General features: G+C 71.6%; 9 protein-coding genes and 1 pseudogene. 2 read left to right on the top strand and 8 right to left on the bottom strand.

Going from position 1 to position 15,096, the window contains the following annotated elements; all coding sequences use genetic code 11:
* Window positions 1-262: 262 nt before the first annotated feature.
* The 4 genes and pseudogenes from ACUYTF_RS12770 to ACUYTF_RS12785 form a co-directional block, all read right to left on the bottom strand.
* A pseudogene (locus ACUYTF_RS12770) lies at window positions 263-2,083 on the bottom strand (ComEC/Rec2 family competence protein); the annotation flags it as partial.
* Between the two features lie 195 nt (window positions 2,084-2,278).
* Window positions 2,279-3,160, bottom strand: coding sequence for a helix-hairpin-helix domain-containing protein (locus ACUYTF_RS12775; protein WP_449279886.1), 882 nt, complete (start codon window positions 3,158-3,160; stop codon window positions 2,279-2,281).
* Between the two features lie 166 nt (window positions 3,161-3,326).
* Window positions 3,327-5,849, bottom strand: coding sequence for a leucine--tRNA ligase (gene leuS / locus ACUYTF_RS12780; RefSeq protein WP_434143806.1), 2,523 nt, complete (start codon window positions 5,847-5,849; stop codon window positions 3,327-3,329).
* 109 nt (window positions 5,850-5,958) lie between these two features.
* The gene (locus ACUYTF_RS12785; protein ID WP_449279887.1) at window positions 5,959-7,338 is read right to left on the bottom strand and encodes an anthranilate synthase component I family protein; all 1,380 of its coding nucleotides are present in this window, start codon (window positions 7,336-7,338) and stop codon (window positions 5,959-5,961) included.
* A gap of 54 nt (window positions 7,339-7,392) precedes the next feature.
* Between ACUYTF_RS12785 and ACUYTF_RS12790 the strand changes: the two genes are divergently transcribed.
* Window positions 7,393-8,199, top strand: coding sequence for an aminotransferase class IV (locus ACUYTF_RS12790; protein WP_449279888.1), 807 nt, complete (start codon window positions 7,393-7,395; stop codon window positions 8,197-8,199).
* Window position 8,200: 1 nt separating this feature from the next.
* Here the strand turns inward: ACUYTF_RS12790 and cydC are convergent, their stop codons facing one another.
* Genes cydC through ACUYTF_RS12810 form a run of 4 tightly spaced genes read right to left on the bottom strand, consistent with a single transcriptional unit; the run spans window position 8,201 to window position 14,104 of the window.
* Window positions 8,201-9,880 (bottom strand): thiol reductant ABC exporter subunit CydC, encoded by a 1,680-nt coding sequence (gene cydC, locus ACUYTF_RS12795; RefSeq protein ID WP_449279889.1) that lies wholly within the window; start codon window positions 9,878-9,880, stop codon window positions 8,201-8,203.
* Window positions 9,877-11,580 (bottom strand): thiol reductant ABC exporter subunit CydD, encoded by a 1,704-nt coding sequence (gene cydD, locus ACUYTF_RS12800; RefSeq protein WP_449279890.1) that lies wholly within the window; start codon window positions 11,578-11,580, stop codon window positions 9,877-9,879. The genes cydC and cydD overlap by 4 nt, the downstream gene beginning before the upstream one ends.
* Before the next feature lie 10 nt (window positions 11,581-11,590).
* A complete protein-coding gene (gene cydB, locus ACUYTF_RS12805) occupies window positions 11,591-12,622 on the bottom strand; it encodes a cytochrome d ubiquinol oxidase subunit II (protein WP_434143798.1) in 1,032 nt (343 codons plus the stop codon).
* A gap of 12 nt (window positions 12,623-12,634) precedes the next feature.
* Window positions 12,635-14,104: a cytochrome ubiquinol oxidase subunit I gene (locus ACUYTF_RS12810; RefSeq protein ID WP_434143796.1), complete on the bottom strand. Its 1,470-nt coding sequence runs from the start codon at window positions 14,102-14,104 to the stop codon at window positions 12,635-12,637.
* A gap of 293 nt (window positions 14,105-14,397) precedes the next feature.
* Here ACUYTF_RS12810 and ACUYTF_RS12815 point away from each other — a divergent pair, with 293 nt between their 5' ends.
* On the top strand, window positions 14,398-15,087 hold the full coding sequence (locus ACUYTF_RS12815) for a DedA family protein (protein WP_449279891.1): 690 nt from the start codon (window positions 14,398-14,400) through the stop codon (window positions 15,085-15,087).
* The last annotated feature ends 9 nt before the right edge of the window (window positions 15,088-15,096 follow it).

Genomic DNA, 15,096 nt, shown 5'->3' on the forward strand with positions numbered 1-15,096 from the left:
CCGCGCGCAACGCGCGCTGCTCGGCCTCGCCCGTGTCGGCGAGCAGCAGCGCTCGCAGGCCGCGGATCTGCACGGCGAGCACGAGGCTCGCCGAGTTCGCGTCGGCCGGCCGGGCGGCCGCATCGGGCGCGAGCACCTCCCAGGACATCGCCGGCCCGCCGCCGCGCATACCGCTCGCGCCGACGATCGTCGGCACCCCGGCTTCCCCGAGTGCGCCGAGCACCGGACGGTCGTCGCCATCGAGCGCGTTCGCCGGTGCGACGAGCGCCTCGCGAGTGCGGCCGACCACCTCGCCGAGCGCTCCGACATGGTCGCGGTCGTCATGGGTGAGCACCAGCAGTGCGATCTCCGAGACTCCGAATCGGTCGAGGCAGGCTCGCAGCTTCTCGGGGTCGTCCCCGGTGTCGACGAGCATGACCTCGCCCCGCGGCTCGCCGTCGCGCAGCAGCAGCGCGTCGCCCTGACCGACATCACAGGCGACGACGCTCCAATCCGCGGGCACCGTCGATCCGGTTGCGATCGGCACGACGAGCGTGGGCCCGGCGAACACGCCGAGCGCGGCGCAGACGAGGCACGCGACGATGCTGCGCGAGCGCAGCGGCGTCTGCGCGCGACCCGCCCACGGCGCCGTGCGCGACTCTTCGGGGTCGCCGAGGCGTCGGGGAGCGAACCGGCCGCTCGCCAGCAGCCACGCGACGAGCACGGAGCCTTCGACCGCCGTCAGCAGCAGCGCCCCCGGCCAGTCGCCCGGCCAGGCCCAGCGCGCCGCGGGCAGGCCCGCCGCGATCTCGGAGGCCGCGGCGACCCAGCTCGCGGGCCAGCTCCCGAGCCGTACGAACGCATCGCCGAGCTCGGCCGACAGGGGCAGGGCGACCAGGGCCGCGAGCCCGAGGCCCGTGCCGAGCGGCGCCGCGGTCTCGATCAAGCAGTTCGCGAGAATGCCCGCGGCAGGGATACCGGGCTGCAGCAGCAGGAGCAGCGGGCCGCAGGCGAGCTGCGCGGAGAGTGCCACCGCGACCGGCAGTACGAGCCATCGCGGCGGGCCCGCGGCGAACGGCCAGCGCTTCGCCGTTCCGCGTTCCAGGGCAGGCACGATCAGCAGTATCCCGGCGGTCGCCGCGACGGAGAGGGCGAATCCGGGCTGCAGCGCCTGCCACGGGTCGGCGATGAGCATCGCGTTCATGGCGAGCCCGAGCGCGGGCAACGACCTCGAGCGGTGCCCGCCGAAGTCGGAGACCAGCATGACGACGGCCATGATCGCAGCCCGCTGCACGCTCGAGTCGGGGCCGACGATGATGACGAAGCCGCCGAGCGCGATCGCGGCCGCGAGGATGCGCAGCCTGCGGCCGAAGCCGAGACGGCTCACCAGCCCGATGACGCAGGCCGTGAGCAGGCCGATGTTCGCCCCGGACACGGCGGTGACGTGCACCGTAGACGCCTGCTTCATGCTCGATTCGAGCGCGTCGGAGACGAGCGACGTGTCGCCCACGGCGAAGCCGGGCAGCAGCTCGGCTCCGGACACCCGGCTCGCGGTCTCCCGCAAACCGTTGCGGAGATCGGCCGCGACCCGCGCACTGCGTTCGGCGAGCCGCTGCCGCGCGCCCGCCGCCGGGGACGACCGCGTGCCGGGCGGCGGAGGGCCGATGACGTCGAACGCGTCGACGCGGATGCCGTAGGCCGACATCGCCCCGGCTTCAAGCGGCACCGCCGTACCTGCGATGAGCACCCGGCTCCCGGGTCCGAGCCGCGCACCGGCCGCTGCCTCGGTCTCGCCGAGCCACAGCACGACCGGCACGGACCGGTACGGCGCATCGAGCACCGCCGTCGCCCACGCCGATCGCACGGCGCCGTCGTCGCCGAGCCGCAGTTGGGGGAATGCGCTCAGCGTCGCGGCGGCTCGGATCGGTTCCCGGCGTTCAGCCGCCGCGAGGATCTCCGGATCGGCGCGCTGCTGACCGTGGACGGCGACGCTCGACCCGAGCAGCACGAGCAGCGCACAGCCCACTGCGCCGCCCTCGAACAGCAGGCGGAGCCGGTGCGCCGAGGCCGCCGACCGGCCCCGCCCGAAGAGCGCCGATCCCATCAGCGCCAGGCCGCCGCAGGTCGCCGCCGCGATGGCGATGCCCCAGCCCGCCGCGGGCCGCAGCACGGCGCATGCGGCGACCGCCCACACGACGAGCGCGGGCGCGAACAGCCGCCAGGTACCGGGCGGGGACCGCTCGCGCTCCTCGCGCCAGTGCAGCGTCTCCCCCTGCGGGTGTGCGCGGGTTCCCGGCGGTCATCGCACCGACACCAGCTCTCGCAGCCCGTCGAAGGTCTTCTCGCCGATGCCCGAGACCTCCCGCAGCTGGTCGACGGCGGTGAAGCCGCCGTTCGCCTCGCGCCACTCGAGAATCCGCTGCGACAGGGCCGGGCCCACCCGCGGCAGGGTCTCGAGCTCCGCGGCGGTCGCCGCGTTCAGGTCGACCGATGCGGCTCCCTGCCCCGACCCGCTCGCGGCGGCACCGGCCGGCTCCGCGGCCGCGGGCGCGTCCACCGCGGTGCCGGTTTCGATCTGCGCCGCGTTCGGCACGAGCAGCTGCTCGCCGTCCACGATCGTCCGCGCGAGGTTCACCGCCGAGAGCACTGCGGCCTCCGTTGCTCCTCCGGCCGATTCGATCGCGTCGGCGGCGCGCGAGCCCGCGGGGAGGCGTACGACACCGGGCGCGGCGACCTCTCCGATCACGTGCACGATGATCTCGGAGTCGGCGGAATCCACCGCGCCCCCGGCGGCTTCGGGTTCGTCATCCGCTCCGCTGCCGGCCGCGGTCGCTGCCGACAGCGCGGGCTCCACTTCCGACGCTGCCGCGGCTCCCGGCCGCATCTGCAGCGTCGCCATGATGATGGCGATCGCGACCGCGACGACGAACACCGTCGCGCCGGCGAGCACCGGCACCGCGACCGCGCGCTTCAGCTGCGCCGCGAGCCCGGGCGCCTCCGCACGTGCGATCGGCGCCGACACGGCGCGATGCGCGGCAGCGGGCCCGCTGCCGTCCGTCTCCGCGGCCCGCGCGCGCAGCACCGCTTCGGAGCTCCAGATCACCGCGCCCGGCGAGGCGGACTCCCGCAGCGCCGCACTCCCCCGCGTCCTGGGCTCGATCTCTTCGATGTCCGGCTTCATGCGGCCAATGTAGGCCGAACTCCGGGTGCCGGTGCGCGCGGATCCGGCTATCCGAACAAGTCGCCGCTGAAATGCCCGATTCGTCGCCTGTGGAGGAAGGTACTGCCCGCACATGCGACGATCCCGGCCCCGCGTCAGACGCCGGGCCGGGATCGGGAGAGCAGCGTCAGCCGCGCGTCGCGATGCTCACGATCTTCGGCACGCGCACGACGACGTTCACGACCTCGCGTGCGCCGATCGAGCGCTGCACGGAGGCCGAAGCGCGGGCCGCCGCCTCCGCCTCCGCCTCGGTGACGTTGGCGGGCAGCGTCAGGCGATCCCTGACCTTGCCGTCGACCTGCACCACCATGGTGACCTCGTCCTCGACGAGCAGCGATGCGTCCGATGCCGGCCACTCGGCCAGGGCGACCGAGGGTTCGTGACCGAGCTTGGCCCACATGTCCTCCGCGGCGTACGGGGCGAACAGCGACAGGATCATCGCGATCGCCTCGGCCGATTCGCGCACGGCCGGATCGGCGACGCCGCAGCCCGAGTCGATCGCCTTGCGCGTGAAGTTCACCTGATCCATGAGTCGCGCGACGACCACGTTGAACTTGTACGCTTCGACGAGGCCGGGCGCATCGGCGAGCAGCTGATGGGTGTGCTTGCGCAGCGCCTTGTCGCCGGCGGCGAACGCCACGCCGGGGGCTGCGCCCCGCTGCTCCACGTCGTCAGCGATGCGCCAGGCGCGCGCGAGGAACTTCGCCGACCCCTGCACCGACACATCGGCCCAGTCGATATCGTCCTCGGGCGGGCCGGCGAAGGCGAGCGTGACGCGCAGCGCGTCGGCGCCGTGCTCCTGCAGCTCCGAGGCGAACTCGACGAGGTTGCCCTTCGACTTCGACATCTTCGCACCGTCGAGCAGCACCATGCCCTGGTTCAGCAGCGCGGTGAAGGGCTCCTCGAAGTCGAGGTAGCCGAGGTCGTGCAGCACCTTCGTGATGAAGCGCGAGTACAGTAGGTGCAGGATGGCGTGCTCGACTCCGCCCGCGTACTGGTCGATCGGGCCCCACTGCTTCGCGAGCTCCGGATCGAACGCCTGGGTGTCGTCGTTCGACGACAGGAAGCGCAGGTAGTACCAGCAGCTGTCCACGAAGGTGTCCATGGTGTCGGGGTCGCGCAGCCAGACGTCGCCGTCGGCCTCCGCGACCGTGGCCCATTCCGTGGCGGCGCCGAGCGGCGACGCGCCCTTCGGCTTCAGATCGAGGCCCTGCGATGCGGGGAGCTCGACGGGGAGCGAAGCGGCGTCGACGGGCTTCATCCGACCCTCGTTGCCGCCCGTGCCGTGCAGGATCGGGATCGGGGTGCCCCAGTAGCGCTGGCGCGAGATGAGCCAGTCCCGCAGGCGGTAGGTCGTCGCGGCGCGGCCGGTGCCGCGCGCCTCGAGCACCTCGATCGCCCGCGCGATCGCGGCCGACTTCTCGAGGCCGTCGAGCTCGCCCGAGTTCACGAGCACGCCATCGCCCGCTGTGGCGATGCCGCTCGCGGCGGGATCGGGCAGGGCCGCGCCGTCGGCATCGCGCACGTCGACGACGACGCGCACCGGGAGGTCGAACTTCAGGGCGAAGTCGAGGTCGCGCTGGTCGTGAGCGGGCACTGCCATGATCGCGCCGTGGCCGTAGTCGGCGAGCACGTAGTCGGATACCCAGACGGGAATGCGCTCGCCGTTGACCGGGTTCACGGCGAAGTGGTCGAGGGAGACGCCGGTCTTCTCGCGCTCGGTGCTCTGGCGCTCGATCTCGGTCTGCTTCTGGGCCTGGTCGAGATATTCCTGGAAGCGGATGCGCGTCTCCTCGGACGCTCCCGCGGCCAGCTCCGCGGCCAGCTCGGAATCGGGTGCGACGACCATGAAGGTGGCGCCGTGCAGCGTATCGGGGCGGGTGGTGAACACCGGCACCTTCTCCTCGCGGCCCTCGATCTCGAACTCGACCTCGGCGCCGCGCGATCGGCCGATCCAATTGCGCTGCATGTTCAGCACCTTGGTCGGCCACTTGCCCTCGAGCTGGTCGAGGTCGTCGAGCAGCCGATCCGCGTAGTCGGTGATGCGGAAGTACCACTGGGTGAGCTTCTTCTTCACGACGACGGCGCCCGAGCGCTCGGAGGTGCCGTCGGAGAGCACCTGCTCGTTCGCGAGCACCGTCTGATCCACCGGGTCCCAGTTGACCCAGCTGGCCTTGCGGTACGCGAGCCCCTTCTCGTACATCTTCAGGAAGAGCCACTGGTTCCAACGGTAGTACTCGGGGTCGCTCGTGTGCAGCACGCGGCTCCAGTCGAACGACGGGGCGTACTTGCGGAACGAGTCCTTCTGCTGCGCGATATTCGCGTACGTCCATTCGCGGGGGTCGACGCCGCGCTTGATCGCGGCGTTCTCGGCGGGCAGCCCGAACGAGTCCCACCCGATCGGGTGCAGCACCTCGTAGCCGCGGCCGCGCCAGTAGCGCGCGAGCACATCGCCGAAGCAGAACGCCTCGGCGTGCCCCATGTGCAGGTCGCCCGAGGGGTACGGGAACATGTCGAGCACGTACTTGCGCGGCTTCGGCGAGGCCTCATCGACCTCGAAGGGCTTCAGCTCGTCCCAGACGGGCAGCCATCGATCCTGGATCGCCCTGAAGTCGTAGCCCTCTGATTCTCGCCGCTGCTGGTCGGTCACGCGCACCTCTACTAGTCGTCGGATCGCTCGCCGGAGCGAGCACACACCGTTCAAGGATACCGCGCCGAGCCGGCCGCATTCGCCCTTCGGCCGGGCAGTGCGCGATCGGTCAGCGAGGGCCGAGCGCCGAGAAGATCGCGGCCGCCTTGAGGTGCTTCTCCGCGACCTCCCGCGGCGGGTCGGAGTCGGCCGTGATGCCGCCTCCCGCCCCGACGAGCGCCGCCGCGAAACGCCTGGCGCTCGAGACCCCGTCGCGCAGCGGTTCGCGCAGTTCGATACCGCGGATGGTCATCGCGAGTTCGGCGTCGCCGCGATCGTCGATCCATCCGAAGCAGCCGGAGTAGAGCCCTCGCGGCCGCTCTTCGAGCTGTTGGAGGATCTGCACGGCGCTCCGCTTCGGCGCGCCGGTCATGGAACCGCCCGGGAAGCAGGCCGCGATGGCGTCGGCGATGCCGAGCCCCGGAAGCAGGCGACCGGAGACCGTGCTCACGAGCTGGTGCACGTGCGGATGGGTCTCGACGCGGAGGAAGTCGGCGACGCCGACGGTGCCGGCCGCGCAGACCCGGCTGAAGTCGTTGCGCATGAGGTCCACGATCATGAGGTTCTCGGCGCGCTCCTTCGGGTCCGCTGCCAGATCCGCGGCGAGCACCGCGTCTTCGGCTGCGTTCGCCCCGCGCGGTCGGGTGCCCTTGATCGGATGCGTTTCGAGCGCCCCGTCGTGGAGGCCGAGGAAGCGCTCGGGGCTCGCGCTCACGAGCGAGCGATCGTGGGCGACCACGACGGCGCCGCGGGCAGCCGGGCCGCTCCGCCGCAAGCGGAGGTAGGTGCGGAGCGGATCGAACTCGCCTCGAGCCGCTGCGGTGTCGGTGAGGCAGAGCACGTAGGCGTCGCCGTCGCCGATCGCGGCGCGGCAGGCTTCGATCTCATCTGCATAGCGGACGTCGTCGCGCCGCCACGAGGTCGGGACGGGCCGCTGCCCCTCCCCCGGATTCGGTATCGGCGCCGGTGCCGGTTGCGGTGCGGCGGCCGGTGCCGGGAAGCGCGCGGCCCACGCGGCGGCATCCGCTCCATGCACCTCGGCGACCCCCGAGTCGTGGTCGACCGCGAGCACGGCATCGACGCGCAGTGCGAAGGCCGGTGCGCCGTCATCGGGCGAAGGGTGGAGCCCCATGAGCGAGACGCCGAACTCGTAGCTCAGTGCGACGACCCAGCCGCTGCGGAACCCGCGGCCGGCGCCGGCGCCGACCTCGGTCTCGGCGCGCAGCCCGTCGAGGAACTCCCGTTCGCGGCCGCGCTCCGCGATGCGGATCGCGCTCGCCGTACCGAGATAGCTCGTGCGGCTCTCGCCCGCCGGCGCCGCAGCGCCGTCGAACCAGAACCACGGCTCCCCGCTCGCAGCGAGCCGCTCGGCGATGCCGACGACCTCCGCGGAAGCCATGACGAACGGGCCGCGCGACGCGGCCGCCCCGCGTTCGTCGCTCTGCTGCACAGGAACAGCGTAGCGGCCGCGGGCGCGGCATTCGCGCGGCAGTAGGGTGAAGGCATGACTGCAGCGACGAGCGCCGGCGAGCTCCTGGTCGCCGATTCGTTCCGAGTGCGCATCGACGACGCGAGCGGGCGGGCCGAGGTGCGGGGATTCCCGCTGCACCTCGACCGCTTCCGCGCCGGTGTCGTCGAGGCGATCGGCGGCGCGGAAGCGGAGAACGCGGTCGGCACCGACTGGTTCGAACGCGTCTGCGATCCCTTCCTCGCATCGACGCCCGAGCGGATCTCGCGCGGCGGTGCCGGCTTCCCGCGATTGGAGCTGCGAACCGACCCCGGGCTCGAGGCGCGCCGGGATGCCGCCCCGTTCGCCCTCGACCTGCGGGTGCGCCCGCTGCCCGCGCTCGGCCGCCGCGTCGACCTCGTCTCGGCCGCGTTCGAGAACGCCCGCACCCCGTGGGTGAAGGGGCCGAACCTCGCGCGCCACACTGCGCTGAACCGTTCGAGCGGAGCGGAGGCCCTGCTGCTCGGTGACGCCGGCGAAGCGCTCGAAGGGGCGACCACGGCGATCGTATGGTGGGACGACGATGCGCTGTGCGTCGTCGAGTCGCCCTTCCGCGTGGCATCGGTCTGCGAGGCGCTCATCACCGTCATCGCCGAGCATGCCGGGGTAGCGGTGCATCGCGCGACGATCGCACCTGCGCAGCTCGCGGCGCACGAGGTCTGGGCGCTCAACGCGCTGCACGGCATCCGCCCGGTGCGCACCATCGACGGAGTGGCACTGCGCACCCCGGAACGGGCCCGGCTGGCGCAGTACCGGCGGGCGCTCGAAGCGACCTGGCACCCGGTGCTCGGCGAAGAGTTCTGACTCAGGCGCGCCCGGCCGGGAGGTCGATGACGCGCGCGATCGGCAGGCCCTCGGGCAGTTCGGTGTGCGTGATCAGGATCACGGCCCGGTCTGCGGGCACGGACCCGAGCAGGTCGATGAGCAGCCGATCCGCCAGGTCGCGATCGACGCCCGCGGTCGGCTCGTCGAGCACGACCACGGGGAGGTCTGCGAGGATCGCCCGCGCGAGCGCGATGCGCTGCGCCTGCCCGCCCGAGACGAGTGCACCGCGTTCGCCGACCGGCGCGTCGAGCCCGCCCCGCTCCACGGCCCAGTCGCCGAGCCCGACCCGGTCGAGCACCGACTGCAGTGCGTCGTCGCTCGCGGTGTCGCGTGCGAACTTCAGATTCTGCCGCAGATCGGTGTCGAAGAGGTGCGGCGTCTGTTCGCAGAGGCCGACGAAGCGGCGCACCTCATCGGGGGCGAGGCCTCGAGCCTCGACGCCGTGCAGGCGATACGAGCCGCGGTAGTCGATGAACCGCACGAGCGCCTGCGCGAGCGTGCTCTTGCCCGAGCCGCTCGGCCCCCGCACGACCACCGCCTCGCCCGCGCTCACGTCGAACGAGACGCCCGACACGGCATCGCGCGCGGCCCCGGCGTGGCGCACGGCGAGGCCGCGCACCGAGATCACGGGGGCCGCGGGGTCGGCAGGCCCATCGAGCCGGGCGCCCGCCGTATTCGAGACCACCTCCGGCGCGATCGGAGTCTCGGTCAGCGCGGCGACGCGATCGGCGCTCGCCGCGACGGCTCGACGGGCGACGAGCGCGGCCGGCACCTGCGCGAAGACTTCGAACACGGCGGCGGGCACGACGACCGCGGCGGCGAAGAGCGGGGCCGAGATCTGCGCCCCGAGCTGCGGCATCACGAGCAGCAGTACGAGCACGGAGGCGACCCCCGACCCGAGCGCCAGCAGCGCGCCGGTGAGGCCGGCCGAGCGTGCGCGCCGCAGCTGCACCCGCTGCAGCCGTGCTTCGGCCGAGCGCACCCGTTCGCGGTGCTGCGGCAGCGCGCCGAACGCGGCGAGCACGTCGGCCGATGCGAGGTGCTCGAGCAGCGCGTCGACGAGGGCGGCACGCGCCGCGCCCAGCGCGCGGTCGAAGCGGCTCGCCATCCGTCGCGACAGGACGACCGCGGCACCACCGCTCAGCAGCAGCATCCCGAGCACGATCAGGGCCGCGAGCGGCGACGCGCACGCCATCGCGATGAGGCTCAGTGCCACGACGACCGTGCCGACGACGAGCGGCTGCCGCACGCGCAACGGCTCGTCCTGCAGCTGGTCGACGTCTTCGACGAAGGCGGCGAGCACGTCGCCCCGGCGGCTCGACTCGATGGCGCCGGGCACCCGCGGCACCAGCGCCTCGAACGTGCCGGCGCGCAGCCCGGCGAGCTCGGTCAGCGCCGCATCGTGGCTCGACAGCCGTTCGGCGTAGCGGAGGCCCGCGCGGCCGACGGCGAACGCGCGCACGCCGACGATCGCGAAGGTCAGGTAGAGAATGGGCGGCTGCTCCCCCGCCCTGACGATCAACCACATGCTCAGGCCGAGCAGCCCGACGACGCAGACGTCGGCGAGCACCCCGAGCACGATGCCCATGAGCCGCTTCGCGCGCGGCGGCATCGCACGGGCGATCACCCGTCGCCGCATCGCCGCATCCGCCGCGCTCACCGGGCGGCCTCCGCCTCGAGGCCGACGGCGGCCGCGCAGGGGGCGCCGACGCGCACGATACGATCGGCCGCAGCGAGCACGGCCGGCCGGTGACTGACGACGAGCACCGGGCGCCGCTCGAGTTCGGCGGCCTCGCGCACGACGCGGATGATGCGCGCCTCGCTCTCCGCGTCGAGCGCCGAGGTCGGTTCGTCGAGCACGAGGGCAGCCCCGGGTCGGGAGTCAGCCCGGTAGAGGGCCCGTGCGATCGCGACGCGCTGCGCCTGGCCTCCCGAGACCCCCGAACCGCCGGCGCCGAGCTCGTGGTCGATGCCGAGGCCCTCGAGCCCGACGCGAGCGAGCGCCCGCGCGGCGCGCGCACGGTCCGGGGCCGCATCGCCGATCGCGATGTTCTGCGCCAGCGATCCCTGCAGCAGCCCGGGCCGCTGCCCGCACCACGCGAGCTCGACGGAGCGCGAGATCGACCCCGAGGCCGGCGGCACGAATCCGAGGAGCGCGGCGACGATCGAGGATTTGCCCGCCCCCGAGGGCCCTGCGAGCGCGACGACGCTGCCCGGCTCGACCGCGAGGCTCACCGGGCCGATCCGGCGGTCGCCCCGACGGATCTCGAGCCGATCGATGCGGAGCGCCGCGCGGCCCGCGCCTGCCTCGACGACGGCGGCCGATGGCGCGAGCCCCGCCGTGCGTACGGCCGGCTCGGCCTCGCCGTCGCCGTCGATGATCGAGAACACATCGGCCGAAGCCGCGAGCCCCTCGGCGGATGAGTGATAGGCGGCGCCGACCTGCCGGATCGGGATGAAGGTCTCGGGCAGCAGGAGCAGCACGAAGAGCCCGAGCGCGATCGGAAAGGCGCCGTCGACCAACCGGGTACCGACGGTGACGGCGACGAGCGCGATCGAGAAGGTACCGGCGAGATCGAGCACGAACCCCGAGAGGAAGGTCACGCGCAGCACCTGCATCGTGCGCGACCGGTACTCCTCGGTCTCACGGGCGATGCGCGACGACTGGCGCCCCTCCCGCCGGTACAGCTTCAGCGTCGGCACTCCCGAGACGGCGTCCATGAACGATGACGAGAGCCGCTGCAGCTGGCGCCACTGCCGGTCCTGCACCGCCTGCGTGGCGAGGCCGATGAGGATCATGAAGACGGGGATGATCGGGAACACCGCGATCACGATGGCACCGCTCACGGGGTCGGCGAGCAGCACACCGAGGACGAGCACGGGCGTCGACACCGCAGTGAGGATCAGCTGGGGCACGTAGCCCGAGAAGTACCCGTCGAGCGCATCGAGCCCGCGCCCGAGCACCGTCGCGAGCTCCGCGTCCGGTCTCCCGCCGGTCCGCAACGGCGAGCGGGCGTCGAGCGCGTCGAGCGCCGCTTCGCGCAACTGCGTCTTCACGAGCGCGGCGCCGCGACTCGCCACGATGTCCATTCCCCAGCCCGCGGCGGAGCGCACCACGAGCGCCGTGAGGCCGACGGCGATGATCTGCGGCAGGGCCGAGGCGGGGGCGGCGTATTCGAGCGGGCGCCCGGCCGGTTCGCCCCCCAGCACCGGCAGCACCGCGATCGCGAGGGCCTGGGCGAGGCACCAGCACCAGGCCGTGATCGCGACGGCGCGCACGAGGCCGAGCGCGGCCCCCGCGCCCAGCACCCACCGCGAGGCGCGGGCCGAGCGCAGCAGCCGCGGGTCGAACGGTTTCATCGTCGCGCTCCTACGCGTGGGCCTCGACAGGGATCATCTCCCGTGTCAGCCGCTTGCGGAAGATCCAGTACGTCCAGGCCTGGTAGGCGATGACGAGCGGCAGCGTCAGGAGCGCGAGCCAGGTCATCAGCTCGAGGGTCTGCTGCGAGCTCGCCGCTCCCTCGATCGACATGGAGAACGTCGGATCGATGGTCGAACGCATGAGGTGCGGGAACATGGCCATGAAGATCGCGAGCAGCGCGAACACGATGCCGAGGGCATTGCCGGTGAAGGCCCACCCCTCCCGGCCCCGGAAGTTCGCGATCCAGGCGCCGATGAGCCCGATCGCGGCGATGGCGGAGCAGAGCGCGACGACCCCGGCCGTCTCACTGCCGAGATGCTGCACCACGGTCCAGCCGAGGAAGACGGCGCCGGCGCTGATCGCCGCGACGCCGACCTTCGACGCGAGCGCCCGCGCCCGCAGCCGCATCTCGCCGGCGGTCTTCAACGAGATGAAGACGAGCCCGTGCGTCCACACGATCAGGAGCAGCGTCAGGCCGCCGAGCAGCCCGTACGGGTTCAGCAGCGTGAGGAGCGTGCCCTCGTACAGCCATCCGCCGGTCTCGGTCGGGCGGATGGGCAGCCCCTGCGCGAGATTCGCGAACGCGACGCCCCACAGGAGCGGAGGCACGACCGACCCCCAGAAGATGAACTGGTCGAACCAGCGCGTCCACTCGCGCCCCTTGCCGAGATGGCGGTATTCGAACGAGACGCCGCGCAGGATGAGTGCGACGAGGATCACGAGCAGAGCGAGATAGAGCCCCGAGAACATGGTCGCGTACCACTCGGGGAAGGCGGCGAAGAGCGAGGCGCCGGCCACGATGAGCCAGGTCTCGTTGAGGTCCCAGACCGGGCCGATCGTGTTGATGATGACGCGGCGGTCGGTGTCGTCCCTGCCGAGGAACGGGAGTGAGATGCCGACTCCGAAGTCGAATCCGTCGAGCACCAGGTAGCCGATGAGCATGATGCCGACGATGAAGAACCAGAGTGTCGTGAGTTCCATGATCCTGCGCTCCTAGTAGACCGTCGCGAGGCTGCGCGCATCGGGAGCCCCCGGTGCGCCGTCGGGCCCCTCTGGCGCTTCGATGTCGGGCGGGCCGTCTTTCGCGGCCTTCGTGATCAGCTTGAATTCGACGACCGCGAGGGCGCCGTACACCACGGTGAAGACGATGAGCGATACGAGCACCGCCCATCCGGGCACGCCGGGCGAGACGCCGTTCTCCGTCGTCATCACGCCGAACACGATCCAGGGCTGGCGCCCCATCTCGGTGAAGACCCAGCCGACGAGCGAGGCCAGCATCGGCAGGGGCGCCGACCACACGGCGACCTGCCAGACCCACTTCGGCAGTTCGGCGTTCTTGCGGGTGACCCAGAGCCCGACGGCCGACACGAGCGCGGCGAGGGCGCCGAGGCCGATCATCCAGCGGAAGGCCCAGTAGGTGACCCAGACGATCGGCACGAAGCTGCCGTCGCTCGGGCAGGTGAGCATCGAATCGGCTCCGCAGTACAGCGCCTCGTAGTCGGCCTGCAGATCGCGGATGCCCTCGACGCTGCCGTCGAAGGTGCCGTTCGACAGGAACGAGAGCAGGTACGGGATGCGGATCGAGAAGATCTCGTGCGCGCCATCGGGCGTTCCCCAGCTGAAGATCGAGAACGAGGCATCGGCGCCGCTCGCGTTGTTGTACAGCGCCTCGGCGGCGGCCATCTTCATCGGCTGGGTCTCGGTCATGACCATGCCGAGCGAGTGCCCCGTGAGGCCGACGCCCATGAACGAGACGATGTTCGCCCAGGCGCCGAAGCGCAGCGCGGTGCGCATCTCGTCGACGTACTGGCCCCGCTGCAGATGCCAGGCGGCGGTGGCCACCACGACGACGGCCGCGAACATGATGGCGGCGAAGATGGTGTGCGGGAACTGCGTGACCGCGACCGGGTTCGTCAGCACCGCCATGATGTCGGTGAGTTCGGCTCTGCCGCGCTCGGCGTTGATCTCGAAGCCGACCGGGTTCTGCATGAATGCGTTCGCCGCGAGGATGAAGTAGCCCGAGAGCACCGTGCCGATCCAGACGAACCAGATCGAGAGCACGTGCACCCGCTTCGGCAGCTTGTCCCAGCCGAAGATCCAGACGCCGATGAAGGTCGCTTCGAAGAAGAAGGCGAAGAGCCCCTCCATCGCGAGCGGTGCGCCGAAGATGTCGCCGACGAAGCGCGAGTACTCCGACCAGTTCATGCCGAACTGGAATTCCTGCACGATTCCGGTGACGACGCCCATCGCGAAGTTGATGAGGAATATCTTGCCGAAGAGCTTGGTGAGGCGCAGGTACTTCGTCTTGCCGGTGCGCACCCACGCGGTCTGCAGCAGCGCGACGAGCAGCGCCATGCCGATCGTCAGCGGCACGAAGATGAAGTGGTACAGCGTCGTGAGCCCGAATTGCCAGCGGGCGAGGGCGAGCGGGTCGAGTGCCGCCGTGCGGAGGAGTTCGTTCACCTGTTGCTCCAGGTCGATCGAGGTGCGCGATCGACCACGGAGGCGATCGCACTTCCGTAGTGGATTCCGACGCGGAGCGGTGCGCTCCGGAAGGGGGCCGGTCGACGACCGACTGCCTCGATTTTATCGATTCTGAGAGTTTCCTACGAATGCGTCTCGACGTCGAGACATCAATATCTCGGCCTCGAAATACATTCCTCTCGGCCTCGAAATACATTCCTCTCGATGTCGAGAGACCCCGTATCCGAGCGGCTCCCCGGGCCCACCGGTGTCGCCTCGCATACACTCGTCTCGTGACCGAGGTACTGCAGACGTTGATCGAGTTCGTGCGCGACCTCGATCCCCTGCTGCGTACGCTCGTGGCAGGGATCGGCATGATGCTCGAGACCTCCATCTTCATCGGCCTGATCATTCCGGGTGACACGATCGCGCTCGTCTCGGCCGTCGGCGTCCAGGGCCCGCTCGAGTTCGCGCTGCTCGTCGTCGCACTCGTGCTCGGCGCCATCGCCGGCGAGTCGATCGGCTTCGCGATCGGCCGCTGGCTCGGGCCGAAGATCAGGACGAGCCGCCTCGGCCGCAGGCTCGGAGACCGCAACTGGCAGATGGCCGATCGGTACCTCGGCAGGCGCGGCGGCTTCGCCGTCTTCCTCTCCCGCTTCATCCCGGTGTTCCACTCGCTCATCCCGCTCTCGGCCGGCATGATCGGCATGTCGTACCGTCGCTTCCTCGCCTGGACCTCCTCCGCGAGCGTGATCTGGGCGGTGCTCGTCGTCGGGCTCGGGTCGGGGGCGGCCGCCGGGTACGAGCAGCTCGCCCGCCATGTGAAAGGCGCGGGCTACGTCTTCGTCGCCGCCGCACTGGTCGTCGTTGGGGGCGTCTGGCTCGTGAAGCGGCTGCTCCTGCGCCTCGAACGCGTGCATCTCATCGCCGACGATACGGGGCAACGCGAGTCGCGCGGCGAAGCGGGCGACCCCACGCCCTAGACTGGCTGC

It is taken from the genome of Leucobacter sp. GX0328 (assembly GCF_053567315.1).

Bases quoted from the DNA above. Each gene is read 5' to 3' on its own strand.
- ACUYTF_RS12775 (WP_449279886.1), bottom strand. From the start codon at position 3,160: ATGAAGCCGGACATCGAAGAGATCGAGCCCAGGACGCGGGGGAGTGCG.
- ACUYTF_RS12790 (WP_449279888.1), top strand. From the start codon at position 7,393: ATGACTGCAGCGACGAGCGCCGGCGAGCTCCTGGTCGCCGATTCGTTC.
- cydD (WP_449279890.1), bottom strand. From the start codon at position 11,580: ATGAAACCGTTCGACCCGCGGCTGCTGCGCTCGGCCCGCGCCTCGCGG.
- cydB (WP_434143798.1), bottom strand. From the start codon at position 12,622: ATGGAACTCACGACACTCTGGTTCTTCATCGTCGGCATCATGCTCATC.